We start from the raw sequence: 23,937 nt of genomic DNA on the forward strand, positions 1-23,937 counted from the left end.
ACTTGAAAGGGCTGCCCTGCGGGGCAGCCCGCCGCAGTACGAAGGAGACATCATGAAAGAGATACGTGCCGTCATCCGGCCACAGAAACTGCCCCGCCTGCGCGAGGTACTGCGGGCCGTGCCGGGCTTTCCCGGGATGACCATCAGCAAGGCGGTGGGCTGCGGCGCCACAGTGCGTCACATACCGGCCACCATCAAGGACGAGCTGACGGATTTCAGCGACAAGGTACGGGTTGAGATCATCGCGCCCGATGAGCTGGTGGATGCGCTGGTCGAGCAGATCGTGCAGGTTGCCAGCACCGGTCAGACCGGTGATGGGTTGGTGTGGGTGGTGGATGTGGACCGCGCGGTGTTCATCCGCAAGACCGTCGACGGCGCTCCGCAGGTCTGAGGCGCCGGGCGCTCAGAGATCGATGGCGACGGACAGCCAGATCATGCTGGAGGCTGGATTCACCGGCCGGTCGGGGTGCAGGAACTGCTCCGAGCGGTCGGTGATCTCCTGGTGCGACGAGCCCAGGTTGATTCCGTTCAGCGCCACTTCCACCAGGCGTCCATCCATGCGGAAGTTGCGCGCGATGCGCAGGTCGAGGGTGGTGTAGGGGCGCGACACGTAGTCATAGCCCGCCACGTAGCCGTAGCCGCCGGCCAGCGGGCCCATGCGCAGCAGGCTGGCCGTGCTCTTCCAGCCACTGCCGTAGTCCTGCAGCCAAGTCAGGCTGGCCGAATAGGGCGAGGTGCGTTCGGCGATGGACCGGTCATTGACGCGGCGATCGATCAGCGTGTGGCTGAACAGCACTTCGCCGCCGGTCCAGGGTTTGGTGCGGAGCTGGTATTCGATGCCGCGCAGCTCGACCGGGATGTCCACATTGACGAACTGGGAGCTGGGCAGCGGTAGCGGCAGCGGGCCGGCCGGGGAGGGCACCGTCTGCCGGACGACGAAATCGGTGATGCGTTCGTTGAAAATGCGCACGTCCAGCGTGGCGTCGAGGGCCGGGAAGCGGCCGAGGTAGCCCACTTCGACGGTATCCACGTACGGCGTGCGCAGATTGGGATTGGACACGTAAGGCCAGGACACCAGGATGCCCGATTTGGGATCGTAGGCCCGCACATCGCCGTACAGGTCGAACAGGTTGCGCTGCTGCCAGGCCCGCGCGTAACCGGCCCGGAAGGTGTCACGAGGACTTGCCTGCCAGTTGAGGAAGGCGCGCGGGATGAACTGGCCGGCCATCCCGCTGTTCTTCTCCAGCAGGCCGCCGAGGTTGAGCTGCCACTCGGGGGTCAGGTGCCAGTCAAGGTTGGCGAATCCGCGATACAGGTCGAGAACCGGTGGTTTCTGGCCTGCGAACAGGAAGGATGCGTCCGTCGAATCGCGGCGCGCTTCGAGACCCCACACCATGCGGGCCTGGGAGGTCAGCGCGAAGCGATGCTGGATCTCCGCGTTGGTGCGATCACTGTCGCGGCTGCGATTCAGCGGGACGGCCGGAAAGGCGGGGGGCGCCGAGGCCAGCCATTTCTCCGTGCCGGCTTCGTGGTTGCGGTACAGGCTGACGAGCCATTCCTCGTTCTCGTCGAGCGTCCGGCGCCATGTCATATGGATTGTCGACGCCTCGGAGTCGCTATTCCGTTCCGCATTGTTGTCGAACAGCGAATCGGGATAGCCGAGCCCCCGCTGGGCGCGGCTGTACCCGGCACGCAGCGTCAGCTCGTCGCGGGCATTCAGGCGATAGTCGCTGCGCAGGCTGAGGGTCTGGGTGCGGCGGGAGTCGTTCAGGGCGCTGAAGCCGTTGTCCCGCGTCTGGGCTGCGGACATGCGGACGCCCAGCCCGTCGCTACCACCCGTCCAGCTCGCGTACAGGTCGGCGATGCCATGCTGGCCGACATTGACCTGGCCGGATGCGCCGTGGTCCTGGTGGCTGTGGCGGGTAATGATGTTGATCACGCCCAGGAAAGCGTTGGCGCCGTAGGCATTGGAGTTGGTGCCGCGGACAACCTCGATGCGCTCGATTTCCTGGATGGTGAGGGGGAGCGCGGACCAGTCGACGCCGCCGAAGGAGCTCGGCGCATATACCGAGCGGCCATCGATGAGGACCTGGATCTCCGTCGGATAGTCGCTGCCGAGGCCGTGATAGGTCACCCACTGGGCGTGGCCGCGTTCCTGGCCGACCTGCATGCCGGGAACGAGACGCAGCAGGCGGGCGACATCCCGGTAGCCGGTGGCACGGATGAACTCACGGTCGAGAATGGTCACTGCACCCGGTGCCTCGTTGAGGACCTGAGGCAGGCGGGATGCCGACAGAACTGTGGGCAACTCTTCGAAAAAAGGGGACTCCGCACTGTCAGTCCGGCTCTGCGCATGGGCATGGAGCGTGGGCAGACACAGTAAACCAGCCAGCGCAGCAGGTAGGGCCTGCCGAATAGTCAGCAAGGGCATTGAGCGATTTTTTATTGTGGTGGAAGTGGGGGTCTCCCTGACGTTCCACGTCGCCCCCATAATCTTCCAATTATATCGACCCCGCCCTTGTCGGGTTGTGAATCATGTCATCCGTTGTAAATGAGTTATCACACCAGTTTGGTGGCTCATGCGGGCAGCCCCACACCGGCTGGTATGGGGCTGCTTGTCGGGCTCAGGACAGACGTACGGCCACGAAGATCCGGCTGCCGCCGCGCTGAACCAGCAGCGCGAAGCGGTTGCCGGCCGCGTCGAGGAGCTTGCGGAACTGCTCTGCAGTGGTGATCGGCTGGTTGTTGATCCCAAGGATCACATCGCCGGCCTGCAGTCCGGCCTTGGCGGCGGGGCCCGCGGCGTCTTCGACCAGCAGGCCGCCGGATACGCCGAGGCGGGAGGCTTCCTGGGTGGTCAGCGCGCGGCCGGTCAGGCCCAGCTTGCTGCTGGTTGCTTCGGACTTGTGCTCCGGGGTGGAGGCGAGGCTGCGTTCGGCGACCTGTTCGCCAAGGGTGACGTTGAGCTCCCGGGCCTTGCGGTCGCGCCAGATCGACAGGCGCACCACCGAGCCGGGTTTCAACTCGCCGATGATGCGCGGCAGATCGGCGGAGCTGTCCACCTTCTGGCCATTGACGCCGAGGACCACGTCACCCGCCTGCAGTCCGGCCTTCTCTGCCGGCGAGCCCGCTTCAACGTTGGCGACCAGCGCGCCGGTCGGCTTGTCGAGACCGAAGTTCTGGGCCAGGTCGGCGTCGAGGCCCTGGATGGCCACACCGAGGCGACCACGGGACACCTTGCCGTACTTCTGCAGCTGATCCTTGACCTTCAGCGCCACGTCGATGGGGATCGCGAAGGAGATGCCCATGAAGCCGCCGGAGCGGGAGTAGATCTGCGAGTTGATGCCGATCACTTCGCCGGCCAGGTTGAACAGCGGCCCGCCGGAGTTGCCCGGATTGATCGCCACGTCGGTCTGGATGAAGGGCACGTAGGTCTCGTCCGGCAGGCGGCGCGCCTTGGCGCTGATGATGCCGGCGGTCACGGTGTTCTCGAAGCCGAAGGGCGAGCCCATCGCGACGACCCACTCGCCGACCTTGCTGCGTTCGGCATCGCCGGTCTTCACGTAGGGCAGGCCGCTGGCGTTGATCTTCAGCAGCGCCACGTCGGTGCGCTTGTCGGAACCGATTACCTTGGCCTTGAACTCGCGCTTGTCGGTCAGCCGGACGGTGACCTCGGTGGCGCCGTCCACCACGTGGGCGTTGGTCAGCACGTAGCCGTCGGCGCTGACGATGAAGCCAGAGCCGACGCCCCGCTGGATCTGCTCGGGCATCCGGCCACCGCGTCCGCCACCGTTGCCTGGAGCACCGGGCACGGGGATGCCGAAGCGGCGCAGGAAGTCGTAGAAGGGGTCGTCCGCGAATGGGTCGTCGCCGGAGGTGGCATCGCCGCGGCTGACCTTCTGGGTGACGCTGATATTGACGACTGCCGGCCCCACCTGTTCGACCAATCCCGAGAAATCCGGCAGTCCGTAGCGGGTGGCCGCAGCGGCGGACGGGGCCGCAGGGGCGACCGCCGGTGGCGTGCTGACGGCGTGGGACGGGGAAATGGCGCCGCCCTCCTGCAGGCAGCCTGTTAGGGCCAGGACGACGGCGGAAAAGGCGAGGCTGGAACGAAGCACGGCAGATTTCATGCGCAACTCCTGTAGTTTTTATCCGGATTTATGGACGCCGCGCCGCGGCGTCGTGTTCCCTGCTACAACAATCGCTTACAAAAGTGGGGTTGATCGGACAGACTGCAAGAGGGCTGCTTTACTGTCGTCCTGCATACACAAACGCTGTTTTTTGGTGCGGGCGTTGTATAGTTAATCTCTATCACCATTGCAGGTGTGTTCCATGACGTTGACCGATCTCCGCTATCTCGTTGCTCTGGCCCGCGAGCGTCATTTCGGGCATGCCGCCGAACGTTGTAATGTCAGCCAGCCGACCCTGTCGGTGGCGATCAAAAAGCTCGAGGAAGAGCTGGCCGTGACGCTCTTCGAGCGCAGCGCCGCCGATGTGAAGATCACCGACATCGGCGCCCGCATCGTCGCCCAGGCCGAAAAGGTGCTGCTCGAGGCGGGCCAGATCAAGGAACTCGCCACTGCCGGCCGCGACCCCCTGTCCGGTCCGCTGAAGGTCGGCGTGATCTACACCATCGGGCCCTACCTGTTGCCGCACCTGATCCCGCGTGTGCATGAGGCGGCACCGTCGATGCCGCTGCTGATCCAGGAAAACTATACCGCCCGGCTGGCCGAATCCCTCAAGCGCGGCGACCTGGACGTGATCGTCGTGGCACTGCCGTTCGAGGAGCCCGGCATCGTTACCCAGGCCGTCTATGACGAACCTTTCCGCGTGCTGATGCCGGCCGGCCATGCGTGGGAGAAGGAAGAGGCGATCGCCGCCTCCAGCCTGGCCGAGGCGCCGCTGCTGCTGCTCGGGGCCGGCAACTGTTTCCGCGACCAGGTGCTGGAGGTGTGCCCGATGTGCCGCAGCGGTGAAGGTCTGCAGCGCACGCTGGAAGGTAGTTCGCTGGAGACTATCCGCCACATGGTGGCCACTGGTGCCGGCATCACCGTGCTGCCGAGTAGCGCGGCCGACCCACTGCCGGACGGCAATGCGTTGCTCAGCGTGCGTCCCTTTGTGGTACCGGAGCCGTTCCGTCGCGTCGCACTGGCCTGGCGGGTTACCTATCCGCGTAGCGGCGCCATCGATGTGATCCGCTCGGCCATCCTGGCTAGCCCGCTGGCAGGTGTGCGGCCGGTCAATCGCTAACGGCCCGGAAAGCCCCGGCCTCGGTAACGATCCAGTCCATCGGATGATCGTGGATCTGGGGAAAGGTGTCGTCCACCCGCGCCAGCTCGAAGGCCACGCCGACACATAGCGGCGCCGGTTGCAGGGCCGCCAGCGTGCGGTCGAAATAGCCACCCCCGTAGCCGAGGCGGTAACCCGCCGCATCGAAGGCGTTGAGGGGCACCAGGATCAGCTCGGGCTGCAGGATTTCAGAGCCGGCGGGAATCGGGATGCCGTGGTGATCTGTTTCCATCGGCACCTCCGGATGCCAGTGCAGGAAGACCATCGGCGTGCCCGGTGTCCGGACCACCGGCAGTGCCATCTGTCGCGTCGTATCGGCGGCCAGCCAGCGTTGCGCCCATGGCACCAGATCCACTTCTCCGCGCCACGGCCAGCAAAAGGCTGCGATCTTCGGCGTGAGCTCGTCCAGCAGGCGGTCCAGATGATCCTCTATACGGCGCGTAAGGGCTGCGCGTTCGGCGGCAGGGAGTTGTTCCCGTGCGGCGATGCGGGTTTTTCTTAAATTTTGTCGCAGCGCGGCAACGGTAGCGTCCGGATCCGCACTTGGGCGGGGGAGGGGAGGGGTCACTGTGCTATTCTCCGATGGCATCGATGCAGGACGTAAAAGCAATGAAGAATAGCGTGTGGGCCGTGCTGGCGGCAGTGTTGTGGTTGGCCTTGCCGGCCGGTGGTGATCCTGGTGACGAGAGGATACTGCTCGCCAAGGATGCTGCGCGCAGCGGCGACCGTAACCGTCTCGTCCAGCTTGCGCCTCCCACGGGGCACGTCCTCGATCCCTATCCCGAGTACTGGGCGCTGTCCAACCAGGTCGCCCGGTCCGCCGACGTGGATGCAGCGCGTATCCAGGATTTCCTGCAGCGCTATTCCGGCAGTTGGCTGGCCGAGAAGCTGCGCGGTGAATGGCTGCGCAACCTCGGCAAGCGCGGTGACTGGGTCCAGCTGGCCGGAGAGTTCCCGAACATGGAGCAGCCGGAGCAGGACCTGAAGTGCTACCAGTTCCAGGCTCGCCTGCAGAACGGTGACCGGACGGCGCTAGAAGACGCCCGTCCGCTGTGGTTCGTGCTGGTGGATACGCCCGACAGCTGCGTACCGGTGCTGCAGGCCTTGGTCCGCGAAGCCCTGGTCAGCCCGGACGACATGTGGTTCCGCATCCGTCGCCTGATGGAGGCCAAGCGCCTCGCCGGTGCGCGCGCGGTGGCGAGCTGGTTGCCGGCGGACCAGCAGCCCGCCCCGTCCGACCTTGACAAGGCCAGCACCAATCCGACGACCTATTTCGACCGCCTGCCGATCAATTTCTCGGCGTCTCGCCAGGGACGCGAGCTGGCGCTGATTGCCCTGGCCCGCATTGCCCGTGATGATCCGCCGGCCGCCTATGTGCGCTATGCGCGCATCGACGAGCGTTTGTTGAGCAGCGACCGCGCCTATGCGCTGGGGCAGATCGGCTGGCAGGCGGCGGCGCGCCTGCTGCCGGAAGCCAACGCCTGGTTCAAGGCCGCCGGCGATACTCCGATGTCCGACGAGCAGGCTGCCTGGCGCGTGCGCGCGGCGCTGCGTGCAGCGGACTGGCGTGCGGTGCGCAGCGCCGTCGAGGCCATGCCGCCGTCCCTGCGCGAGCAGCCGGACTGGGGCTACTGGCTCGGCCGCGCCCAGCAGGCCCTCGGCAACCGCGAGGCTGCCCGCAAGGAGTTCGCGCGCATCGCCGGCCATCCGACCTTCTACAGCATCCTGGCCGGCGAAGAGCTAGGCCAGACCTTCACGCTGCCGGCCAAGGCGCGCGCCACCAGCGCCGACGAGGCCGAGCTGGCGCGCCAGACGCCGGGCCTGCAGCGGGCCATCGTGCTGTTCCGCCTGGACCTGCGCACCGAAGGCACCCGTGAGTGGAACTGGACGCTGCGCAACAAGGACGACCGCTTCCTGCTCGCCGCGGCTCAATTGGCCCAGCAGCTCGGCATCTACGACCGGGCCATCAACGCGGCGGACCGCACCCGCAACGAGCACGACTACAGCCTGCGCTACCTGGCGCCTTTCCGCGACCGCATCGAGCCCAACGCGAAGAGCCGCGATCTGGACACCGGCTGGGTCTATGGCCTGATGCGCCAGGAGAGCCGCTTCGTCACTGCCGCCCGCTCCGGCGTCGGTGCCCAGGGGCTGATGCAGATCATGCCGGCCACCGGCCAGTGGGTCGCCGGCAAGCTTGGCATGAAGGGCTTCAACGTGGGCTGGTTGCAGGACCCGGACACCAACGTGATGCTCGGGACTACCTACATGCGCATGGTGCTGGCTGGTCTCGACAACCACCCGGTGCTGGCTTCCGCCGCCTATAACGCCGGCCCTGGCCGGGCCAAGAAGTGGAAGGACAGCAAGCCCCTCGAAGGTGCGGTGTACGCGGAAACCATTCCCTTCAACGAAACCCGCGACTACGTGAAGAAGGTGATGGCCAACAGCGTCATCTACTCCGCGCTGCTCGACGGGAAGGCGCCGTCCCTGAAGGGGCGTCTGGGCACCATCTCGGCCAGCGACGGCAGTGGCGGCAGCGACCTGGGCAGCCCCGCGCCGGGAGCTGGGCTGGAATGAGTGTTGCGGAGGGAATTCTTTTGCGGTATGGCGATCTGTAGAGCAGTCGCATTGCTCGGGAATCGTCATCATGTTCATCCGCACAGTTCTCCTCATCGGCGGTAGCGGTTTCGTCGGTACCGCGGTCGCCGCCCGCCTGGCCGCATCCGGCAAGACCCTGTTGATTCCCACGCGCCACCGCGAGCGGGTGCGCCACCTGCTGGCCCTGCCGACCGCCGACGTGGTCGAGGCGGACGTGGGCGATCCGGCTGAGCTGGCGGTGCTGATGACCGGCGTCGATGCGGTGGTGAATCTCGTCGGCGTGCTGCATTCCCGCTCCGGCCATCCCTATGGGCCGGATTTCGCCCATGCCCACGTAGTCCTCCCGGAAAGCATCGTCACCGCCGCCCGCGAGGCCGGCGTGCAGCGCATCGTGCATATCAGCGCCCTTGGCGCGGCGGCGGACGGACCGTCCGAATACCTGCGCTCGAAGGCCGACGGTGAGGCGGCGATCCGCTCCGCGGCGCCCGACATCGGCTGGACCATCCTGCGCCCGTCGGTGATCTTCGGGCCCGGCGACCGTTTCCTGAACCTCTTTGCCGGTCTGCTCCGGCGTTTCCCGGTGCTGCCCCTCGGCGGCGCGAAGGCGCGCTTTCAGCCGGTTTATGTGGGTGACGTGGCGGAGGTGGTGGCCGAGGCCCTCGAACGGCCGGATGCCGCGGGCCAGACCTTCGAACTGGCCGGTCCGCGGCCGTATAGCCTGCAGGAGCTCGTCGAATACGTCGGCCTCATTACTGGCCACCCGCGTCCGGTGATTCCGCTGCCGGAAGGCCTGGCCATGCTGCAGGCGGTGCTGCTCGAATGCCTGCCTGGGCCGTTGATGAGCCGCGACAACGTGCGTTCGATGCGCGTTCCCAACGTTGCCAGCGGCCCACCCCAGCCGTGGGGCCGCCATCCGACGGCCCTCGAGGCGGTGGCGCCGTGTTACCTCGGATCCCTCAACAAGCGCGGACGCTACACCGCCTTCCAGCTCCATCGCCCATGAAAATCTACTGTGTCGGTGGCGCCATCCGCGACGAGCTGCTCGGCCTGCCGGTCAAGGACCGGGACTGGGTGGTCGTCGGCGCCACCCCCGAAACCCTGCTGGCCCAGGGCTATACGCCGGTCGGCAAGGACTTCCCGGTCTTCCTCCATCCCCGCAGCCACGAGGAGTACGCACTCGCACGCACCGAGCGCAAGACCGCGCCCGGCTACGCCGGCTTCGTCTTCCACACCGAGGCGGATGTCACGCTGGAGGAGGATCTGGCCCGCCGCGACCTGACCATCAACGCGATTGCGCGTGACGACGACGGCATGCTGGTGGATCCCTACGGTGGGCGCCGCGACCTGGAAAGCCGAGTGTTCCGCCATGTCAGTCCGGCCTTTGCCGAGGACCCGGTGCGCATCCTGCGACTGGCGCGTTTCGCTGCTCGCTTCGCCGATTTCACGGTGGCGCCGGAAACCCTCGAACTCATGCGCGCGATGGTCGCCGCCGGCGAGGTGGATGCGCTGGTGCCGGAGCGGGTCTGGCAGGAGCTCGCCCGTGGCCTGATGGAGGCGCGTCCGGCGCGGATGATCCAGGTCCTGCGCGACTGCGGCGCGTTGGCCCGGCTGCTGCCGGAGGTGGATCGCCTGTTCGGCGTGCCGCAGCCGCTGCAATACCACCCGGAAGGTGACACCGGCGTTCATGTGCTGATGGTCCTCGACCGGGCCGCTGCCTACGGCCTGGCCCTGCCCGGGCGGCTGGCCTGCCTGTTGCACGATCTGGGCAAGGGTGTCACGCCGGCGGATGTGCTGCCTCATCACTACGGTCACGAGGCGGCCAGCGAGAGGCTGGCGCGGGACGTTTGCCAGCGCCTCAAGTGCCCGGTCGACTGCCGCGACCTGGCGCTGATGATGGCCCGTGAGCACGGCATCGTGCACCAGGGCGAGGTCCTGCGTGCCGAGACCGTGGTCAAGCTCATCGAGCGCTGCGACGGCCTGCGCCGGCCCGAGCGCTTCGTCGCACTGCTCGACGCCTGTGCCTGCGACTACCGGGGGCGAGGCACATACGAGGCGCGACCCTATCCCCAGCGCGAGCGCCTGCTCGCGGCGCTTGCCGCGGTGCGCGGCGTCGATGCGGGCGCCATCGCCCGCGGCGTGGCGGACAAGGCGCGTATCCCGGTCGAGGTCCATGTGGCACGGGTGGCGGCGGTGCGTCAGCTGGAAGGCCGCGGAGTGAGCGAGGGAGATGCCGTCGGAGATGCAGGCGAGGGGCGGGGCGTCTGTCCGGAGGAAACTCGTTAGCCATTCCACGCACGCCGCCGTCATTGCAACCTACAATGCGCGCACTTCCATGCGCTCGCTCATCGATTTGCCTGTCGCGTCCTATCTGGTCCGGCGAATAGCCCTGCTGGCTTGCGGCCTGGGTCTGGCCGTTTCTGCCGTCGCAATGCAGCCGATCCCGGCCTTTTCCGAGGTCAAGGCCGGTGCCGTGCCGTCGGTGGGTGTCCTGCTCGCCCGGGATGGAACACCATTGGCCGAGAGGCGCCTCAATCCCCATGTGCGCCGCCTGGAATGGGTGGGGTTGCACAGCCTGTCCCCATCGTTGAAGGAAGCCCTGCTGGCAGCGGAGGACAAGCGTTTTTTCGAGCATTCCGGCGTCGACTGGAAGGCCTTCGCCGGCTCCCTGTGGCACAACCTGTGGTACGACCGCAAGCGCGGCGCCTCGACCCTATCGATGCAGGTGGCGGGCCTGCTCGACCCGGAACTGGCGCTCGGCCGTGATGGCATGCCGCGGCGCAGCCTCGGCCAGAAGTGGGACCAGGCCCTGGCCGCGCAGGCGCTGGAGACCCGGTGGACGAAGGAGCAGATCCTCGAAGCCTATCTCAATCTGGCGCCCTTCCGTGGTGACCTGCAGGGCGTCCATGCGGCGGCACGGGCGCTGTTCGGTAAGTCGCCGACCGAGCTGGGGCGCCCCGAGGCGCTGATCCTGTCCGTTCTCCTGCGTGGCCCCAATGCCAAGCCCGACGTGGTGGCCCACCGGGCCTGCGTGCTGGCGGAGCGCCTCAATGCACCATCGGCTTGTACCGCAGCCCAGCGCCTGGCCGCCAACAATCTGGATCGCCAGCATACCGGGCCGCGCTGGGAGCTGGCTTCCCAGGCCGGACGGCTGCTCCTTCAGCATCCCGGCGACCGCCTCACGACCACGTTGGATGCGGACATCCAGCGTGGCGTGACGTCGGTGCTGCATCGCCTAGGTACGCTGGAGGCAGCTGCCGTTGTGCTCGACAATCCCACCGGCGAGGTGCTGGCCTATGTCGGGGCGCCCGATTACGCGGCGCCCGACCACGCGCTCACGCCACGCAATCCGGGCAGTCTGTTGTCTCCCTTTGCCTACGGTCTGGCGCTGGAGCGTCGGTTGATCACGGCGGCCAGCCTGATGGAGGAGTCGCTGGCCAATCACGCTCCGACGCTGCCCGACGAGCGCATGTGGGTCAGCGTGCGGCGGGCGCTGGTGGAGGGCATGAGCGATCCGGCCCTGGCAGTGGGCCGGTTGGTGGCGGATGGCCTGCCGGATCGTCTGCGCCAGGCCGATGTGGATGTGCGCGGTGGTGGCGCCGAACTCGCCTTGCTGCCGCTGGCGGCCCTCTACCGCAGCCTGGCGGTCGGTGGGCAATGGCAGGCGCCGCGCTTCCTGGCCGCCTCGGAGCGCCCGTCACGCCGTGTGCTGCGCCCGGAGGCCAGCTTCATCGTGGCCGATATGCTGGCCGCGCCGGATGCCGACGGCAATCCGCAGCCTTTCGCCTTTCGGCAGTACGCAGCGGACAGCCGCGAGACGCTGGCGGTGGGCTTCTCCGAGCGTTTCACGATCGTCCTGTGGGTCGCCGGCTTGCGCAACGCTCCGCAGGTTGGCAGCCAGGCCTGGCACGACATCCTGCGCGGCCTGTTGCGGGGCCAGACGCCGTCTCGACCGTTGCCGCCACCGGGGGTAGTGTCGAGTCTGGTGGTGTTCGAGCCGCCGGTCGAGAGTCCGCGACGGGAGTGGTTCATCCGCGGCACCGAGGTGGAACGGGTTGCGGTACCGCGACTGCTGCCGCGCATCGCTCAACCTCTTAATGGCGTACTGGTGGACGCCATGGCGCTGCTGCGTGACGAGGGTTTCAAGGTGTATTTCGAGGCCACTCACATGCCGGCAGGGGCTAGGTGGCGTCTCAATGGTGAGGACCTCGGGAGCGGCGAGCGGATTGCCTGGCGGCCGGTGGCTGGTCGGCACGTGCTAGAGCTGATGTCAGCTGACGGCCAGGTTCTCGATAGCGTGATCTTTGCCGTGCGGGCACCTCTTGAGCCGCTACAGCGCCCGGATCAGCAGCCAGACAGCCAGTGACATCAGCAGGGTGCTGGTGAGTGGGATGTGGATGTGCCGCCCGAAGAGGTCGAAATGCAGGTCGCCAGGCAGGTGCCCGATGCGCCAGCGCCGCAGCGGCAGGCTGGAGCCGAGTCCGGAAACCACGGCCACCACCACGATGGCCAGCAGCCATTTGAGCATTGCCCGTCGCCTTCCGTCATTCAAAGTCCCGATTTAACCGCAGTTTTCTGCGCAGCAACATGTTTTCTGCTTTCGCCCCGCCCGTGTGTGCTGTAAGTTCTGGACCTACAACAATACATATTCATGTCCACCCCATGACGCCGATCTCCCGCCTGCCATTTCCAACCGTCTCTCTTCAGAGGGCGTGTGCATGAACCGCTCCCGTTTCGGTGATCTGGAAGTCCTCTGTCGTGCGCCGGCCGGCGCAGCCCACGAAACGCCCCTGCTGTTCGTCCATGGCGCCTACACGGCCGCCTGGTGTTGGGATGAGTTCTTCCTGTCTTGGTTTGCCGAGCAGGGCTACACGGCGTATGCCATATCCCTGTCGGGGCATGGGAAGAGCCGCGGGCGGGCCTACCTGGACAGCTTTTCCATCGCCGACTACGTGGCCGACGTGGCCGAGGTGGCGGCCGCGCTGCCGGCGCCGCCGGTGCTGGTCGGGCACTCGATGGGCGGTATGGTGGTGCAGAAATTCCTCGAGAACCACTCGGCGCCCGGCGTGGTGCTGATGTCCTCGGTACCGCCGCAGGGTTTGCTTGGCTCGGCTTTCGGCCTGGCGTTCGCGCGGCCGCACCTGCTCGGCGATCTCAACCGCCTGATGGGCGGCGGCCAGCCGCAGATGGAAACCCTGCGGGACGCGCTGTTCCACGAGGCGATCGAACTGGACCGTCTGCAGCGCTATTACCACCTGTGTCAGCCGGAATCCCACCGTGCGATATGGGATATGTCGCTGTTCGACCTGCCCTTCCTGACGCGCATGCAGATTCCGCCAATGCTCGTGCTCGGTGGCGAGTACGATGTGCTGATCCCGCCGGACCAGGTGCGCATGACGGCGGCCCGCTACGGGGTCAAGGCGCAGATCCTGCCGGGCCTCGGGCATGGTCTGATGATGGAGTCGGACTGGCGCCTGGCGGCCGAGCCGATTGTGCGCTGGATGAAGGAAAAAGGCCTGTAAAGGCACCGAACGGGCCGTGTCTCGCCCGTGCTGTGAAGTCTGTCATGGCGGCGCGCCGCGCCGTCGACCATGCTGAAACCGTGAACGAGAGGGTGCGGAGGCGGCTGCAGGGGTTCCGTACCGATTTTCCTTCAACCTTTGGAGGCTGCAGCCGTTAGATACATCAGCGGGCCTGATTTTTTCCCTTACCCGCAACGGAGGCCGATATGGTGATCAGCATGGATATGGAAAGTGGTACTCGGATCTACGGCGAGCCGGTCGAAGAGGTCGGCATGGCGTACGGGGATGAGGTGCTGAATGCCAACCCCTTGCCTCCCGAACTGGCGCTGGGGCTGCAGGAGGTGGCGAGCGTCGGGCGCGGGCAGCATGCCGTGCCCACTGACGTGGAGGCCTTCTTGGCTGCGGTCTATCGCTACCAGGAGTAGGACTCGTGGTTCCCGTCAGGCCTGCCGGCTCATCGAGCCCGCAGGCCTTTTTACCTTTTAGAGCGCGTGGAGGCGGTCGCCGCGGAGGAAACCGAGAAGCGGCTGGGTGATGTCCTTGCCGAGCGCGATAACCTTGAACAACTCGCCCATTTCGTGGGGGCCGGTGAGGCGTTGTACGGCCTTGGAGGCGCGGATGTAATCCACGCTGTCTTCCGGTCCTCGGCGGGCCAGGCAGTCCAGCACGCCGCAATTGAACAGCAGCGTGGCTTGGTTTGTGTAGCCGAGCACGTCGAGCCCGGCCTCGAAGCCGGCTTCGGCTATGGCGGTGAAATCCACGAAGGCGGTGATGTCGTTGAGCCCCGGCCACAGGAAGGGATCGCCGTGGGCGTGATGGCGGAAGTAGCACAGCAGGGTGCCGGTGGCACGGCTGTCGAGGTAGTACTCGGCCCGCGGATAACCATAGTCCACCAGCAGCATGGCCCCGCGCTCCAGGCGTGCCGCCCATTCGGCGATCCACGCCCGCCCGGCGAGGTTGATCTCGCTGACGTATTCCCCTTCTTCGGGCAGCGGCACGTCGAGGGCGGCGGCGGCCTCGGCGATCTTGCCCGTTGCCGGCTTGTCGGCCCACACGAAACTGCCGTCGGCGCCGAGGGCCACGCCCCGCTCGAAGATGCCGTCGGGCCGCCAGGCGACGAGATGTACCGGCATCACGTCGAGCACTTCGTTGGCGACCAGCACACCGGAGAAGCGCTCCGGCAGGCTGTCCAGCCAGCGGACGCGGGATGCCAGGTGGGGCGCCTTGGCGGCGAGGGTGTCGAACTGGCGTTCGCGTAGCTCACCGGATACTTCGAGGATGCCGTAGCTGTCCGGCAGCGTGCCGCTGCGCTCCAGTTCCAGCAGCAGGTCGGCGGCCAGCAGGCCGGTGCCGGCACCGGCCTCGATGATGTGCGGTGTCGACAATCCCATGACCTGCTGGACCTGGGCTGCCAGGGCCTGCCCGAACAAAGGGGTGAGTTCCGGTGCGGTGATGAAGTCGCCGCCCGGCCCGAACTTGTGGGCACCGCCGCTGTAGTAGCCGAGACCAGGCGTATATAGGGCTTCGGCCATGTAGGTGGCGAAGGAGATCCAGCCGTCCTGGGCCTCGATCAGGCTGCGCAGGCGGGAAACGAGGCGCGCGCTCTGTTCGAGGGCGTCGGGCGAGGGCTGGGGCAGGTTCATGGCAGCGGCGGATAGGGGAAAATCCGCATTTTACCCGTTCGTTGCAGTGCACCGTCGAGGGGGTGGGCACCGTATGATTACGCCCTTCGCTTGAATTTGCTCCCCTTGGTAGTCATGATTGAAGATCCGATCGCCCCGGTCGTGCTAGTGACGGGCGGTGCGCGGCGCGTCGGCGCCGAACTAGTGCGATGCATCCATGCGGCTGGTGCGCGGGTGGCCGTGCATTATCGCCACTCCCGCAGCGAGGCCGAGGCCTTGGTCGCCGCGCTGGAACGCGTGCGTCCGGGCTCGGCGGTAGCGCTGCAGGCGGACCTGCTGGACTGCTCGTGCTTGCCCGGCTTGGTTGAGTCCGCCGTGGCGCATTTCGGGCGACTCGATGGGCTGGTCAACAATGCGTCGAGTTTCTTCCCGACCGCGCTCGGCGAGATCGACGAAACGGCATGGATTGATCTGATCGGTTCCAATCTGAAAGCGCCGCTGTTCCTGGCCCAGGCTGCGGCACCACATCTCATGGCGAGTGGTGGCGCGATCGTGAACATCATCGACATCCATGCCGAACGGCCGTTGAAGGGCTACCCTTTGTACTGTGCCGCAAAAGCTGGCCTGCTGGGGCTGACCCGTGCGTTGGCGCAGGAACTGGCGCCTCGTGTAAGAGTGAACGGCGTCGCGCCGGGGGCGATCGAATGGCCTGACGATGGACAGTTTCCGTCGCTGGAGCGGGAGCGCATCGTCGCCCATACCTTGCTGGGGCGGGTCGGCTCGCCGTCCGACATCGCGCGTACTGTGCGCTTCCTGCTGTTCGACGCACCATACGTTACAGGGCAGATTTTATCGGTGGATGGTGGGCGAAGCGCCCATTTATAAGCCATTTAACATTTATGCCGATCGGCAATTGTGTGATCGGACTATAATCTTCGGAAATTTGATTGACATGGAACAAGTAGTGCCAGCCCTCGCCAGCCCCGCCGCCGAGCAACCCGAAACGGAAGGTCGCCACTCCAATACGCTCCTGCGCCTGAAGAAATTCCTGATGCGCAAGGTCGGCGAGGCAATCGGCGATTACAGGATGATCGAGGACGGCGACGTGGTCATGGTCTGCCTGTCGGGCGGGAAGGACTCGTTCACACTGCTGAGCCTGCTGATGGAAATGCGGGAGCGCGCTCCGATCGACTTCCGTATCGTCGCGATGAACCTCGACCAGAAGCAGCCCGGCTTTCCGGATCACGTGTTGCCGGCGTACTTCGAATCGGTGGGCGTGGAATACCGGATCGTTACCGAAGACACTTATACAATTGTCAAGGACAAGATTCCTGAAGGTAAGACGACCTGCTCACTGTGTTCGCGCCTGCGACGAGGCATCATTTACCGCACGGCAAAGGAACTCGGCGCAACCAAGATTGCCCTCGGCCATCATCGCGATGACATGATCGAAACCATGTTCCTGAATATGTTTTTCGGAGGCAAGATGAAGGGAATGCCGCCGAAGCTGGTCAGCGACGACGGGCAGAATGTGGTGATCCGGCCGCTGGCTTACTGTTCTGAGAAGGACATCGAGCGTTTCGCCCGTGGCATGGAGTACCCGATCATTCCGTGCAACCTGTGCGGTAGCCAGGAGAATGCGCAGCGCAAGCAGATCAAGGCCATGCTGCGTGACTGGGACGAGCGTTTTCCGGGGCGTATTGTGTCGATTGCCACCGCCATGAAGAACGTCGTGCCATCCCACATGGCGGATGCCGAATTGTTCGACTTCCGTAACGTGTCGCGAGACACGCAGGTCGAGCAGGGCGACATCGTTTTCGACAAACCGGAATTGCCGGTCCATCCGGAGGGGGCTGCAGCCATCCCGATCGGAATCTGGAAGAGCTGATGTCATGAACCTTTGCACCGCTCTGGCCGAAGGCCGTGCGATCCGGGCCAACTTTCTTCCGCCTAGTGCGGATTACGGAGTCGTTCAGCATGCCTGATCGCGCCAAGGCGCCCTGCCTCCTCCTTGCCGAAATTGCCGGCGGTATTCTCCTTGCCGAAAAGCTGGGTGAGGCCGAGGCGGCCTATGCGGTCGAACGCAGCCTGAATCGTATGTCGCGCTGCGCCGAGGCCTATCAGGCCATCGGCTTCGCGGTCAAGAAGGCATCGCTGGTGGCGCACTTTATGGATGCGGATGCAGCCCTGTTGGCCGCGCGGGAGATGCGTGAGCGGGTGCGGGCCCTGCCGCCGATGAGCGGTATCAAGCTGATGCTGAAAGCTGGGGTGGTGCTGGAAACGGAAGCCGATGGGCTGGGGCTGGAGGCTGAAAAGCTGGCCGTGCTGCTGGTCGAGAGTCATGCCCCTGACAGTATCGCGGTATCGGAAAACCTGGGACGGATATTAGCGCCGTCGCTGCGTCGCATGCTGGGACAGGCAGGGGATGGAGCAGGCGAAATGCCCATTCCCGTTCTCGAACTGGGGGAGGCTCCACCGCCCACGCCTGCCGAACTGCGCCATGAGGCACTGCAGGCTCATAAGCACATGCGAATCAGTTATCGCGGGCGCAGTTGGGTGATCGATGTGGCCCGCCCGGCCCTGCTGTTCGGGCGTGATACCGGTAACGATATTGTGATCACCGATCCGCGTGTATCGCGTCAGCATGCCCGTCTCGAGCTTCGTAATGGGTTGTTCTATCTGGCCGATTCGAGCACCAACGGCACCTTCCTGCTTGAGGAGGGCAGCCCCGAACACTGCGTCAAGCGCGAGGAGTTCATCCTCGGCGAGAAGGGGCATATCGGCTGCGGCTTTTCCGTCGGCGACAACATGTCGGACGTGGTGGCGTTTGCCCTTGGATGATGTTGCTGGAGGCGTGTTGGATCAAATGACAGAGGGCCGCAATTGCGGCCCTCTGTTCATGTATGAAGCCTGTGCGGCAATTCAGACTTTCAAGCAGCCGCTCATGACCTTTTTGCGTTCGTCGCCCTTCAGTGCCTTCTCGTCGGCTTCCTTGTTACAGGACTTCATCTCGTTCTGCTGGCCTGTCGTGGCAAAGGCTGCGGGGGCCAGGCCGGCAGCAAACAGAGAAATGACGACGCTCAATATCATTTTTTCATCATGCCACTCTTCTCGTATGGACGGTTTGTCGGCATTGCGCACGGATCACAAACGTACCGTGAGACCCGCAATTGACGGTGGAGAGGTGCGTCGATGCGTCGTTTGCGACGAGTTGTGGCAGCGGCGGCTAGAAGCCGCTTTCTTCCATCGCGCGACGTTGGCGGTCGACGAATTCCTGCGTGGAGTCGATGCCGCGCAACAGCAGGATCGTCGAGCGCACGGCGGCCTCGAGCAGTACGGCGAGGTTGCGGCCGGCCGCAACCGGCAACACGACACGGCGCACCGGCACGCCTAAAATGGGTTGCTGTTCGCCGTCGAGGGTCAGGCGCAGCGGGTCTTCCTGGCCCGGTTGGCGGCGCTGCAGGTGGACCACCAGCTTGAGCTTCATCTTCCGCCGGCAGGCCGTTTCGCCAAATATCGTGCGGATATTGAGGATGCCGAGACCGCGCACCTCTATGACGTCCTGCAGTAATTCGGGGCAGCGTCCTTCCAGTACGGTCGGGGCGATGCGCGAGAACTCGACGATGTCGTCGGCCACCAGACCGTGGCCGCGGGAAATCAGTTCCAGCGCCAGTTCCGACTTGCCGGCACCTGAGTCGCCGGTAATGAACACGCCGAGGCCCAGCACGTCCATCAGCACCCCGTGCAGCGCGACCCTTTCGGCTAACTGTCGCGACAGGTAGCTGCGCAGCAGGTCGATGACGTTGGCGGACGGCAGCGGGCTTGCGAAGAGGGCGATGTCCTCGTTCGCGCACAGCGTGCGGATGATGCTCGGGATCTCCTCATCGTCGGCGACGATGAGCGCCGGCGGGGCGTAGGAGAGAATCTCCCGGACGTGGTGGATGACCTTCTCGCGGGTTTGGCGGCGGGCCCAAGCCATCTCGGAGGCGCCGAGGATCTGCAGGCGGTCCGGGTGGATCAGGTTGAGGTGGCCGACCATGTCGGCGGGCCAGATACGGTCTTCGGAGACCGAAATGCGGGTCGCCAGGCTGCCGCATATATGGCGCAGCCGGAGGCGCTCCAGATTGTCGTCAAACAGCCGGCTGACCGTCGTCTGACGCATGGCTGCCCCATTGGGCGAAAAGGGTATGGGCGGCCTGGGCATCGGGCGCGCTCATTAATTGTTCTCGGAAGCTGCGGTCGCTGAACATCTGAGCCAGTTCGGACAGCAGTTGGAGGTGGTGCTCGTTGGCCTGCTCGGGTACCAGCAGCACGAACAGCATCGATACGGGACGCCCGTCGGGGGCGTCGAAGGGAACCGGGTCGGCGAGGCGGATGAACGCACCCAGCGCCTCCTTGAGGCCCTTGATACGGCCGTGAGGAATGGCGATGCCCTGGCCGAGGCCGGTCGAGCCGAGCTTCTCGCGGGCAAACAGGCTGTCGAAGACGGTGCTGCGGCCGATGCCGTGGTTGTTCTCGAACAGCAGGCCGGCTTGCTCGAAAGCGCGCTTCTTGCTGCTCGCCTCGAGTCCGACGACTACATTGGTCGGCGGCAGAAGTTTGGCGATGAGGTTCATGCGAGGACTCTCCCGTGTGCGGAACGGGCCGACACAGGTTGCCGGTGAAAGGCGATTCAGGAAGATCCGGAGGCGGAGGCCGCCGGGGCCGTTGTGTCAATTGGGGCGCATTATAGCCACAACGGTCCCGGGGAAAAGGGTATTACTCGACGCCGGGAATCAGGACTCGGCGAGGTGCTGCTTCAGGGAGTCGTGACCGTGGTCGCTGGTCTTGTCCTTGTACTTCAGGACCTGACGATCAAGCTTGTCGATCAGCCCGTCGATGGCTGCGTACATGTCGGCATCTTCGTTCTCGACGTAGATGTCCTTGCCGCGCACGTGCACGGTGACTTCGGCCTTCTGACGCAGCTTTTCCACCGAGAGGATCACGCCGACGCTGGTGACGTTGTCGAAGTGACGGATCACGCGGTCCAGCTTGCTCGTGACGTACTCGCGGATGGCCGGCGTAACTTCGACGTGATGCCCCGTGATGTTGAGGTTCATGGTTGCTACCTTTCTGTCAGATGGTTTTGCGCAGACTGACCGGCGGAATATCGAGGGACTCGCGGTATTTTGCAATTGTCCGACGAGCCACGACGATACCCTGCTGGCCCAACAACTCGGCAATCTTGGCGTCGGACAAGGGTTTCTTCTTGTCTTCCGCTCCCACGAGCTGGCGAATCAGCGCCCGAATCGCCGTCGAGGAAGCAGCCCCACCGCTGTCGGTGGCAACGTGACTGCCGAAAAAATACTTGAACTCGAAAATGCCCCGCGGTGTGGCCATGTACTTTTGGGTGGTCACCCGCGAAACGGTGGATTCGTGTAGATCCAGTTGTTCGGCAATTTCCCGCAGGGTCAGCGGTCGCATTGCCACATCGCCATAATCGAAGAACTGGCGCTGGCGGTCAACGATCGCTTGCGAAACCCGCTGGATGGTGTCGAAACGCTGTTGCACGTTCTTGATCAGCCAGCGCGCCTCCTGCAGGTGGCTGGACAGGGAACCGCTGGCGCCACGGTTGTCGCGCAGGATCTGGGCATACAGCTGGTTGATGCGCAAACGCGGCATCGCATCTGGGTTGAGGCTGACGACCCAGTTGCTGCGCTGTTTGCGGACCACCACGTCGGGCACCACGTAGCGGGTGTCGGCCTGGGAGAACTGGGCACCGGGGCGCGGGTTGAGGCCGAGGATCAGGGCGTGGGCTTCGCGCAGGGTGTCGTCGCTGCAGCGCAGTGCGCGCTTGATCTTCAGGAAGTCGCGGGCGGCGAGCAGTTCGAGATGCTCGCTGACGATTGCGATGGCCAGTTCACGGGCCTCGCTGGGGGGCAGGGTGTGCAACTGCAGGGCCAGACACTGGCCCACGTCCTGGGCGCCGATGCCGGCCGGGTCCAGGCTCTGGATCTGGCGCAGGGCGATCTTGAGATCGTCCAGTTCGATTTCCAGTTCGGGGGGCAGCAGCGGCAGCAGATCGGCCAGATCCTGGCTGAGGTAGCCGTCGTCGTCGAGGGCCTCGATGAGGAAGCGCACCAGCGCCCGGTCCCGGTCGGACAGCGGCGTCAGCGCAACCTGGGCGTCCAGGTGGTCGCGCAGGGACGGCACGGCGGCCTGGAACTCCTGGAAGTCGGTCTCGTCATCGTCGTCGCGTTGCCCACCACTGCCCGCTGCAGCCCATTCACCGGCTTCGCCGCTGCTGTCGAAATCATGGTCCGGTTCGCGCTCGCGTTCCGACTCCCGGGATTGCTCCTGCTCGCGTTCGTGCGCGGCTTCGCTGCCTGCCGGCGCCACGGGGCCGGGGGCCTCGACGCGGCTCGAGCCAAGGTCGCCCTCGGGCTCTTCCCGCTCGAGCATGGGGTTTTCCAGGAGGATCTTCTCGATCTCCTGGTTGAGTTCGAGGGTCAACAACTGCAGCAGCTTGATGGACTGCTGCAGCTGAGGTGTCAGCGCGAGATGCTGGGAGAGTTTTAGCTGGAGGCTGGGCTTCATGAGTCGTATCGGGCCTCAGAGCCTGAAGTGCTCGCCGAGGTATACCTGGCGGACCTGTTCGTTGTGAACGATCTCGTCCGGGCGGCCACTGGCCAGCACCTCGCCGGCGTTGATGATGAAGGCACGGTCGCAGATGCCGAGGGTTTCACGGACGTTGTGGTCGGTGATCAACACACCGATCCCCTTGTCCTTCAGGAAGCGGATGATCTTCTGGATGTCGATGACGGCGATCGGGTCGACGCCGGCGAAGGGTTCGTCGAGCAGGATCAGGCGCGGGTCGGTGGCCAGGGCACGGGCGATCTCGCAGCGTCGGCGTTCGCCGCCGGACAGGGAGATGGCGGTGCTGTCGCGCAGGTGCTCGATGCCCAGCTCGTTCAGCAGCTCGTCAAGGCGGCTGGCGATCTGCGCCTTGGAGAGGCTCTGCAACTCGAGCACGGCCTGAATGTTCTCGGCCACCGTCAGCTTGCGGAAGACACTCATCTCCTGCGGCAGGTAGGACAGGCCCAGGCGTGCGCGCTGGTGGATCGGGCGATGGGTCAGCACCTCGTCGTCGAGGGTGATCTCGCCGCCGTCGGCGGCCACGAGACCGACGATCATGTAGAAGCAGGTGGTCTTGCCGGCGCCGTTGGGGCCGAGCAGACCGACGACCTCGCCGCTGCCGACGTTGAAGGAAACGTCGTGAACGACCGTGCGGGCCTTGTACTTCTTGCGTAGGTTGCTGACTTTAAGCAGGCTCATCGCCGGGGTGTTCTTTCAGGACTCTACGAATGATTTCGGTGGAAAAGCCGCGACCTTGAAGGAATCTCGCCTGCCGTGCCCATTCTCGCGCGTCTGCGGGTGGTGTGGTGAATTTTCGGCGGTGGATGTCGCGGGCACGTTCGAGTTCGCTTTCGCCGGTGTTTTCGTCGATCGCGTCGCCGATCAGTTCGGAGGATACGCCACGGCGGCTCAGTTCCAGTTTCAGGCGGGCGGCGCCGAAGCGGCTGGCCTTGGCGCGCACGTAGGCGTCGGCGAAACGGGCATCGGACAACAGGCCGAGGTCCACGAGGCGGTCGAGCTCGGCATCGACCTCCTCGGGGCTGCCGAGCGCGCCGAGCTTGCGCGCCAGCTCCGCGCGGGAGTGTTCCCGCTGGGCCAGGCAGCGCAGGGCGCGTTCATGCAGGCTTGCGACCATCGGCGTAGCGTTCTCGTCCGCGTCGTCAGGCCGCTGCAGCTGCCGCCGGCGGCAGCGCCGCCATCTCGGGCAGGCCGACGGCCACGCGGATCTTGTTCTCGATCTCGCGGGCGATGTGCGGGTTGGTCTTCAGGAACTCGCGGGCATTGTCCTTGCCTTGGCCGATCTTCTCGCCGTTGTAGGCGTACCAGGCGCCGGACTTGTCGATGAACTTGTGCTGGACGCCCAGATCGATGATCTCTCCTTCGCGGGAGGTGCCTTCGCCGTACAGGATGTCGAACAGGGTCTCGCGGAACGGCGGGGCGACTTTGTTCTTGACGACCTTGACCTTGGTTTCGGAGCCGATCACCTCGTCGTTCTTCTTGATGGTGCCGATGCGGCGGATGTCCATGCGCACCGAGGCATAGAACTTGAGCGCGTTGCCGCCGGTGGTGGTTTCCGGGCTGCCGAACATCACGCCGATCTTCATGCGGATCTGGTTGATGAAGATCACCAGGGTGTTGGTGCGCTTGATGTTGGCGGTGAGCTTGCGCAGGGCCTGGGACATCAGGCGGGCCTGCAGGCCGGGCAGCTGGTCGCCCATCTCGCCTTCGATTTCGGCCTTCGGGGTGAGGGCGGCGACGGAGTCGATGACGACCACGTCCACGCCGCCGGACCGCACCAGCATGTCGGCGATCTCGAGGGCTTGTTCGCCGGTGTCCGGCTGGGAGATCAGCAGGTCGCCGATGTTCACGCCGAGCTTCTGGGCGTAGGTGACGTCCAGCGCGTGTTCGGCGTCGATGAAGGCGGCGGTGCCGCCGAGCTTCTGCATCTCGGCTACGACCTGGAGGGTCAGCGTGGTCTTGCCGGAGGATTCGGGACCATAGATTTCGACAACCCGGCCACGGGGCAGGCCGCCGATGCCGAGGGCGATGTCGAGGCCCAGGGAGCCGGTGGACACGGTCTGGATGTCGCTTTCGACCTCGCCGTCACCGAGGCGCATGATCGAGCCTTTGCCGAATTGCTTTTCGATCTGCGAAAGAGCAGCGGCGAGAGCCTTGGCCTTGTTGTCATCCATTTGTCTTGATCCTTGTGATAAGGGTTTTGGAGATTATGGCACAGAGTTTGCGTAGGAGTGGACGCAGGTGCCGCAGCAAATTTTCGCCACGAGGTATGTGGCGAT

At 65.2% G+C, this 23,937-nt stretch carries 24 protein-coding genes; 11 read left to right on the top strand and 13 right to left on the bottom strand.

Annotation, left to right across the window (positions count from 1 at the left end):
- Positions 1 to 52 precede the first annotated feature (52 nt).
- Entirely contained in the window at positions 53 to 391 is a 339-nt protein-coding gene (locus tag AC1PPK_RS05600) for a P-II family nitrogen regulator (protein WP_481116849.1), read from the top strand.
- Between the two features lie 12 nt (positions 392 to 403).
- Here AC1PPK_RS05600 and AC1PPK_RS05605 read toward each other — a convergent pair whose 3' ends face one another.
- On the bottom strand, positions 404 to 2,308 hold the full coding sequence (locus tag AC1PPK_RS05605; RefSeq protein WP_481116850.1) for a TonB-dependent receptor plug domain-containing protein: 1,905 nt from the start codon (positions 2,306 to 2,308) through the stop codon (positions 404 to 406).
- A 316-nt stretch (positions 2,309 to 2,624) separates the two neighbouring features.
- Positions 2,625 to 4,130, bottom strand: a complete 1,506-nt coding sequence (locus tag AC1PPK_RS05610; RefSeq protein WP_481116851.1) for a DegQ family serine endoprotease — start codon at positions 4,128 to 4,130, stop codon at positions 2,625 to 2,627.
- 202 nt (positions 4,131 to 4,332) lie between these two features.
- Here AC1PPK_RS05610 and AC1PPK_RS05615 point away from each other — a divergent pair, with 202 nt between their 5' ends.
- On the top strand, positions 4,333 to 5,250 hold the full coding sequence (locus AC1PPK_RS05615; protein WP_481116852.1) for a hydrogen peroxide-inducible genes activator: 918 nt from the start codon (positions 4,333 to 4,335) through the stop codon (positions 5,248 to 5,250).
- Here the strand turns inward: AC1PPK_RS05615 and AC1PPK_RS05620 are convergent.
- Positions 5,240 to 5,857 carry a 5-formyltetrahydrofolate cyclo-ligase gene (locus tag AC1PPK_RS05620; RefSeq protein WP_481116853.1) on the bottom strand — a complete coding sequence of 206 codons (618 nt, stop codon included), beginning with the start codon at positions 5,855 to 5,857 and terminating at the stop codon, positions 5,240 to 5,242. The two genes, AC1PPK_RS05615 and AC1PPK_RS05620, sit on opposite strands and share 11 nt — an antisense overlap.
- Positions 5,858 to 5,898: 41 nt before the next feature.
- On the opposite strand from AC1PPK_RS05620, the gene AC1PPK_RS05625 reads away from it, so the two are divergent.
- The 4 genes from AC1PPK_RS05625 to AC1PPK_RS05640 all read left to right on the top strand — a co-directional run bounded on the left by AC1PPK_RS05625 (position 5,899) and on the right by AC1PPK_RS05640 (position 12,247).
- On the top strand, positions 5,899 to 7,863 hold the full coding sequence (locus AC1PPK_RS05625) for a lytic transglycosylase domain-containing protein (protein WP_481116854.1): 1,965 nt from the start codon (positions 5,899 to 5,901) through the stop codon (positions 7,861 to 7,863).
- 70 nt (positions 7,864 to 7,933) lie between these two features.
- The gene (locus AC1PPK_RS05630) at positions 7,934 to 8,887 is read left to right on the top strand and encodes a complex I NDUFA9 subunit family protein (RefSeq protein ID WP_481116855.1); all 954 of its coding nucleotides are present in this window, start codon (positions 7,934 to 7,936) and stop codon (positions 8,885 to 8,887) included.
- Positions 8,884 to 10,167 (top strand): multifunctional CCA addition/repair protein, encoded by a 1,284-nt coding sequence (locus tag AC1PPK_RS05635; protein WP_481116856.1) that lies wholly within the window; start codon positions 8,884 to 8,886, stop codon positions 10,165 to 10,167. The genes AC1PPK_RS05630 and AC1PPK_RS05635 overlap by 4 nt, the downstream gene beginning before the upstream one ends.
- 49 nt (positions 10,168 to 10,216) lie before the next feature.
- Positions 10,217 to 12,247: a transglycosylase domain-containing protein gene (locus AC1PPK_RS05640; protein ID WP_481116857.1), complete on the top strand. Its 2,031-nt coding sequence runs from the start codon at positions 10,217 to 10,219 to the stop codon at positions 12,245 to 12,247.
- Here AC1PPK_RS05640 and AC1PPK_RS05645 read toward each other — a convergent pair.
- Positions 12,212 to 12,409, bottom strand: coding sequence for a DUF2905 domain-containing protein (locus AC1PPK_RS05645; protein WP_481116858.1), 198 nt, complete (start codon positions 12,407 to 12,409; stop codon positions 12,212 to 12,214). The genes AC1PPK_RS05640 and AC1PPK_RS05645 overlap by 36 nt on opposite strands.
- Before the next feature lie 190 nt (positions 12,410 to 12,599).
- On the opposite strand from AC1PPK_RS05645, the gene AC1PPK_RS05650 reads away from it, so the two are divergent.
- On the top strand, positions 12,600 to 13,403 hold the full coding sequence (locus tag AC1PPK_RS05650) for an alpha/beta hydrolase (protein WP_481116859.1): 804 nt from the start codon (positions 12,600 to 12,602) through the stop codon (positions 13,401 to 13,403).
- 218 nt (positions 13,404 to 13,621) lie between these two features.
- Positions 13,622 to 13,828, top strand: a complete 207-nt coding sequence (locus AC1PPK_RS05655) for a hypothetical protein (protein ID WP_481116860.1) — start codon at positions 13,622 to 13,624, stop codon at positions 13,826 to 13,828.
- Between the two features lie 57 nt (positions 13,829 to 13,885).
- Here the strand turns inward: AC1PPK_RS05655 and AC1PPK_RS05660 are convergent, their stop codons facing one another.
- Positions 13,886 to 15,046 (bottom strand): class I SAM-dependent methyltransferase, encoded by a 1,161-nt coding sequence (locus AC1PPK_RS05660; RefSeq protein WP_481116861.1) that lies wholly within the window; start codon positions 15,044 to 15,046, stop codon positions 13,886 to 13,888.
- A 114-nt stretch (positions 15,047 to 15,160) separates the two neighbouring features.
- On the opposite strand from AC1PPK_RS05660, the gene AC1PPK_RS05665 reads away from it, so the two are divergent.
- The 3 genes from AC1PPK_RS05665 to AC1PPK_RS05675 all read left to right on the top strand — a co-directional run bounded on the left by AC1PPK_RS05665 (position 15,161) and on the right by AC1PPK_RS05675 (position 17,866).
- Positions 15,161 to 15,910 carry a pteridine reductase gene (locus AC1PPK_RS05665; protein WP_481116862.1) on the top strand — a complete coding sequence of 250 codons (750 nt, stop codon included), beginning with the start codon at positions 15,161 to 15,163 and terminating at the stop codon, positions 15,908 to 15,910.
- A gap of 67 nt (positions 15,911 to 15,977) precedes the next feature.
- A complete protein-coding gene (gene ttcA / locus AC1PPK_RS05670) occupies positions 15,978 to 16,913 on the top strand; it encodes a tRNA 2-thiocytidine(32) synthetase TtcA (protein WP_481118185.1) in 936 nt (311 codons plus the stop codon).
- Positions 16,914 to 17,002: 89 nt separating this feature from the next.
- Positions 17,003 to 17,866: an FHA domain-containing protein gene (locus AC1PPK_RS05675; protein ID WP_481116863.1), complete on the top strand. Its 864-nt coding sequence runs from the start codon at positions 17,003 to 17,005 to the stop codon at positions 17,864 to 17,866.
- 81 nt (positions 17,867 to 17,947) lie between these two features.
- Here the strand turns inward: AC1PPK_RS05675 and AC1PPK_RS05680 are convergent, their stop codons facing one another.
- From AC1PPK_RS05680 to recA, 8 genes are all read right to left on the bottom strand, one after another.
- Positions 17,948 to 18,166: a PsiF family protein gene (locus AC1PPK_RS05680; RefSeq protein WP_481116864.1), complete on the bottom strand. Its 219-nt coding sequence runs from the start codon at positions 18,164 to 18,166 to the stop codon at positions 17,948 to 17,950.
- Between the two features lie 85 nt (positions 18,167 to 18,251).
- Complete coding sequence (hprK, locus tag AC1PPK_RS05685) at positions 18,252 to 19,187, bottom strand: HPr(Ser) kinase/phosphatase (protein ID WP_481116865.1); 936 nt, start codon at positions 19,185 to 19,187, stop codon at positions 18,252 to 18,254.
- A complete protein-coding gene (gene ptsN / locus AC1PPK_RS05690) occupies positions 19,156 to 19,641 on the bottom strand; it encodes a PTS IIA-like nitrogen regulatory protein PtsN (protein WP_481116866.1) in 486 nt (161 codons plus the stop codon). Before ptsN ends, hprK begins: the two co-directional genes overlap by 32 nt.
- Before the next feature lie 159 nt (positions 19,642 to 19,800).
- A complete protein-coding gene (gene hpf, locus AC1PPK_RS05695; protein ID WP_481116867.1) occupies positions 19,801 to 20,124 on the bottom strand; it encodes a ribosome hibernation-promoting factor, HPF/YfiA family in 324 nt (107 codons plus the stop codon).
- A gap of 16 nt (positions 20,125 to 20,140) precedes the next feature.
- Entirely contained in the window at positions 20,141 to 21,601 is a 1,461-nt protein-coding gene (locus tag AC1PPK_RS05700; protein ID WP_481116868.1) for an RNA polymerase factor sigma-54, read from the bottom strand.
- Positions 21,602 to 21,616: 15 nt separating this feature from the next.
- Complete coding sequence (gene lptB, locus AC1PPK_RS05705; RefSeq protein WP_481116870.1) at positions 21,617 to 22,339, bottom strand: LPS export ABC transporter ATP-binding protein; 723 nt, start codon at positions 22,337 to 22,339, stop codon at positions 21,617 to 21,619.
- Positions 22,326 to 22,775 (bottom strand): recombination regulator RecX, encoded by a 450-nt coding sequence (gene recX / locus AC1PPK_RS05710; RefSeq protein WP_481116871.1) that lies wholly within the window; start codon positions 22,773 to 22,775, stop codon positions 22,326 to 22,328. Before recX ends, lptB begins: the two co-directional genes overlap by 14 nt.
- 25 nt (positions 22,776 to 22,800) lie before the next feature.
- Positions 22,801 to 23,832, bottom strand: coding sequence for a recombinase RecA (gene recA, locus AC1PPK_RS05715; RefSeq protein WP_481116872.1), 1,032 nt, complete (start codon positions 23,830 to 23,832; stop codon positions 22,801 to 22,803).
- Positions 23,833 to 23,937: the final 105 nt, after the last annotated feature.

Source organism: Zoogloea sp. JDB1, assembly GCF_056724025.1.

What these genes read in the sequence shown, in the direction of transcription:
- AC1PPK_RS05600 (WP_481116849.1), top strand. Translation starts at nt 53, where the DNA reads ATGAAAGAGATACGTGCCGTCATCCGGCCACAGAAACTGCCCCGCCTG.
- AC1PPK_RS05610 (WP_481116851.1), bottom strand. Translation starts at nt 4,130, where the DNA reads ATGAAATCTGCCGTGCTTCGTTCCAGCCTCGCCTTTTCCGCCGTCGTC.
- AC1PPK_RS05615 (WP_481116852.1), top strand. Translation starts at nt 4,333, where the DNA reads ATGACGTTGACCGATCTCCGCTATCTCGTTGCTCTGGCCCGCGAGCGT.
- AC1PPK_RS05625 (WP_481116854.1), top strand. Translation starts at nt 5,899, where the DNA reads ATGAAGAATAGCGTGTGGGCCGTGCTGGCGGCAGTGTTGTGGTTGGCC.
- AC1PPK_RS05630 (WP_481116855.1), top strand. Translation starts at nt 7,934, where the DNA reads ATGTTCATCCGCACAGTTCTCCTCATCGGCGGTAGCGGTTTCGTCGGT.
- AC1PPK_RS05635 (WP_481116856.1), top strand. Translation starts at nt 8,884, where the DNA reads ATGAAAATCTACTGTGTCGGTGGCGCCATCCGCGACGAGCTGCTCGGC.
- AC1PPK_RS05640 (WP_481116857.1), top strand. Translation starts at nt 10,217, where the DNA reads ATGCGCTCGCTCATCGATTTGCCTGTCGCGTCCTATCTGGTCCGGCGA.
- AC1PPK_RS05645 (WP_481116858.1), bottom strand. Translation starts at nt 12,409, where the DNA reads ATGCTCAAATGGCTGCTGGCCATCGTGGTGGTGGCCGTGGTTTCCGGA.
- AC1PPK_RS05650 (WP_481116859.1), top strand. Translation starts at nt 12,600, where the DNA reads ATGAACCGCTCCCGTTTCGGTGATCTGGAAGTCCTCTGTCGTGCGCCG.
- AC1PPK_RS05655 (WP_481116860.1), top strand. Translation starts at nt 13,622, where the DNA reads ATGGATATGGAAAGTGGTACTCGGATCTACGGCGAGCCGGTCGAAGAG.
- AC1PPK_RS05660 (WP_481116861.1), bottom strand. Translation starts at nt 15,046, where the DNA reads ATGAACCTGCCCCAGCCCTCGCCCGACGCCCTCGAACAGAGCGCGCGC.
- AC1PPK_RS05665 (WP_481116862.1), top strand. Translation starts at nt 15,161, where the DNA reads ATGATTGAAGATCCGATCGCCCCGGTCGTGCTAGTGACGGGCGGTGCG.
- ttcA (WP_481118185.1), top strand. Translation starts at nt 15,978, where the DNA reads ATGGAACAAGTAGTGCCAGCCCTCGCCAGCCCCGCCGCCGAGCAACCC.
- AC1PPK_RS05675 (WP_481116863.1), top strand. Translation starts at nt 17,003, where the DNA reads ATGCCTGATCGCGCCAAGGCGCCCTGCCTCCTCCTTGCCGAAATTGCC.
- hprK (WP_481116865.1), bottom strand. Translation starts at nt 19,187, where the DNA reads ATGCGTCAGACGACGGTCAGCCGGCTGTTTGACGACAATCTGGAGCGC.
- ptsN (WP_481116866.1), bottom strand. Translation starts at nt 19,641, where the DNA reads ATGAACCTCATCGCCAAACTTCTGCCGCCGACCAATGTAGTCGTCGGA.
- hpf (WP_481116867.1), bottom strand. Translation starts at nt 20,124, where the DNA reads ATGAACCTCAACATCACGGGGCATCACGTCGAAGTTACGCCGGCCATC.
- AC1PPK_RS05700 (WP_481116868.1), bottom strand. Translation starts at nt 21,601, where the DNA reads ATGAAGCCCAGCCTCCAGCTAAAACTCTCCCAGCATCTCGCGCTGACA.
- lptB (WP_481116870.1), bottom strand. Translation starts at nt 22,339, where the DNA reads ATGAGCCTGCTTAAAGTCAGCAACCTACGCAAGAAGTACAAGGCCCGC.
- recX (WP_481116871.1), bottom strand. Translation starts at nt 22,775, where the DNA reads ATGGTCGCAAGCCTGCATGAACGCGCCCTGCGCTGCCTGGCCCAGCGG.
- recA (WP_481116872.1), bottom strand. Translation starts at nt 23,832, where the DNA reads ATGGATGACAACAAGGCCAAGGCTCTCGCCGCTGCTCTTTCGCAGATC.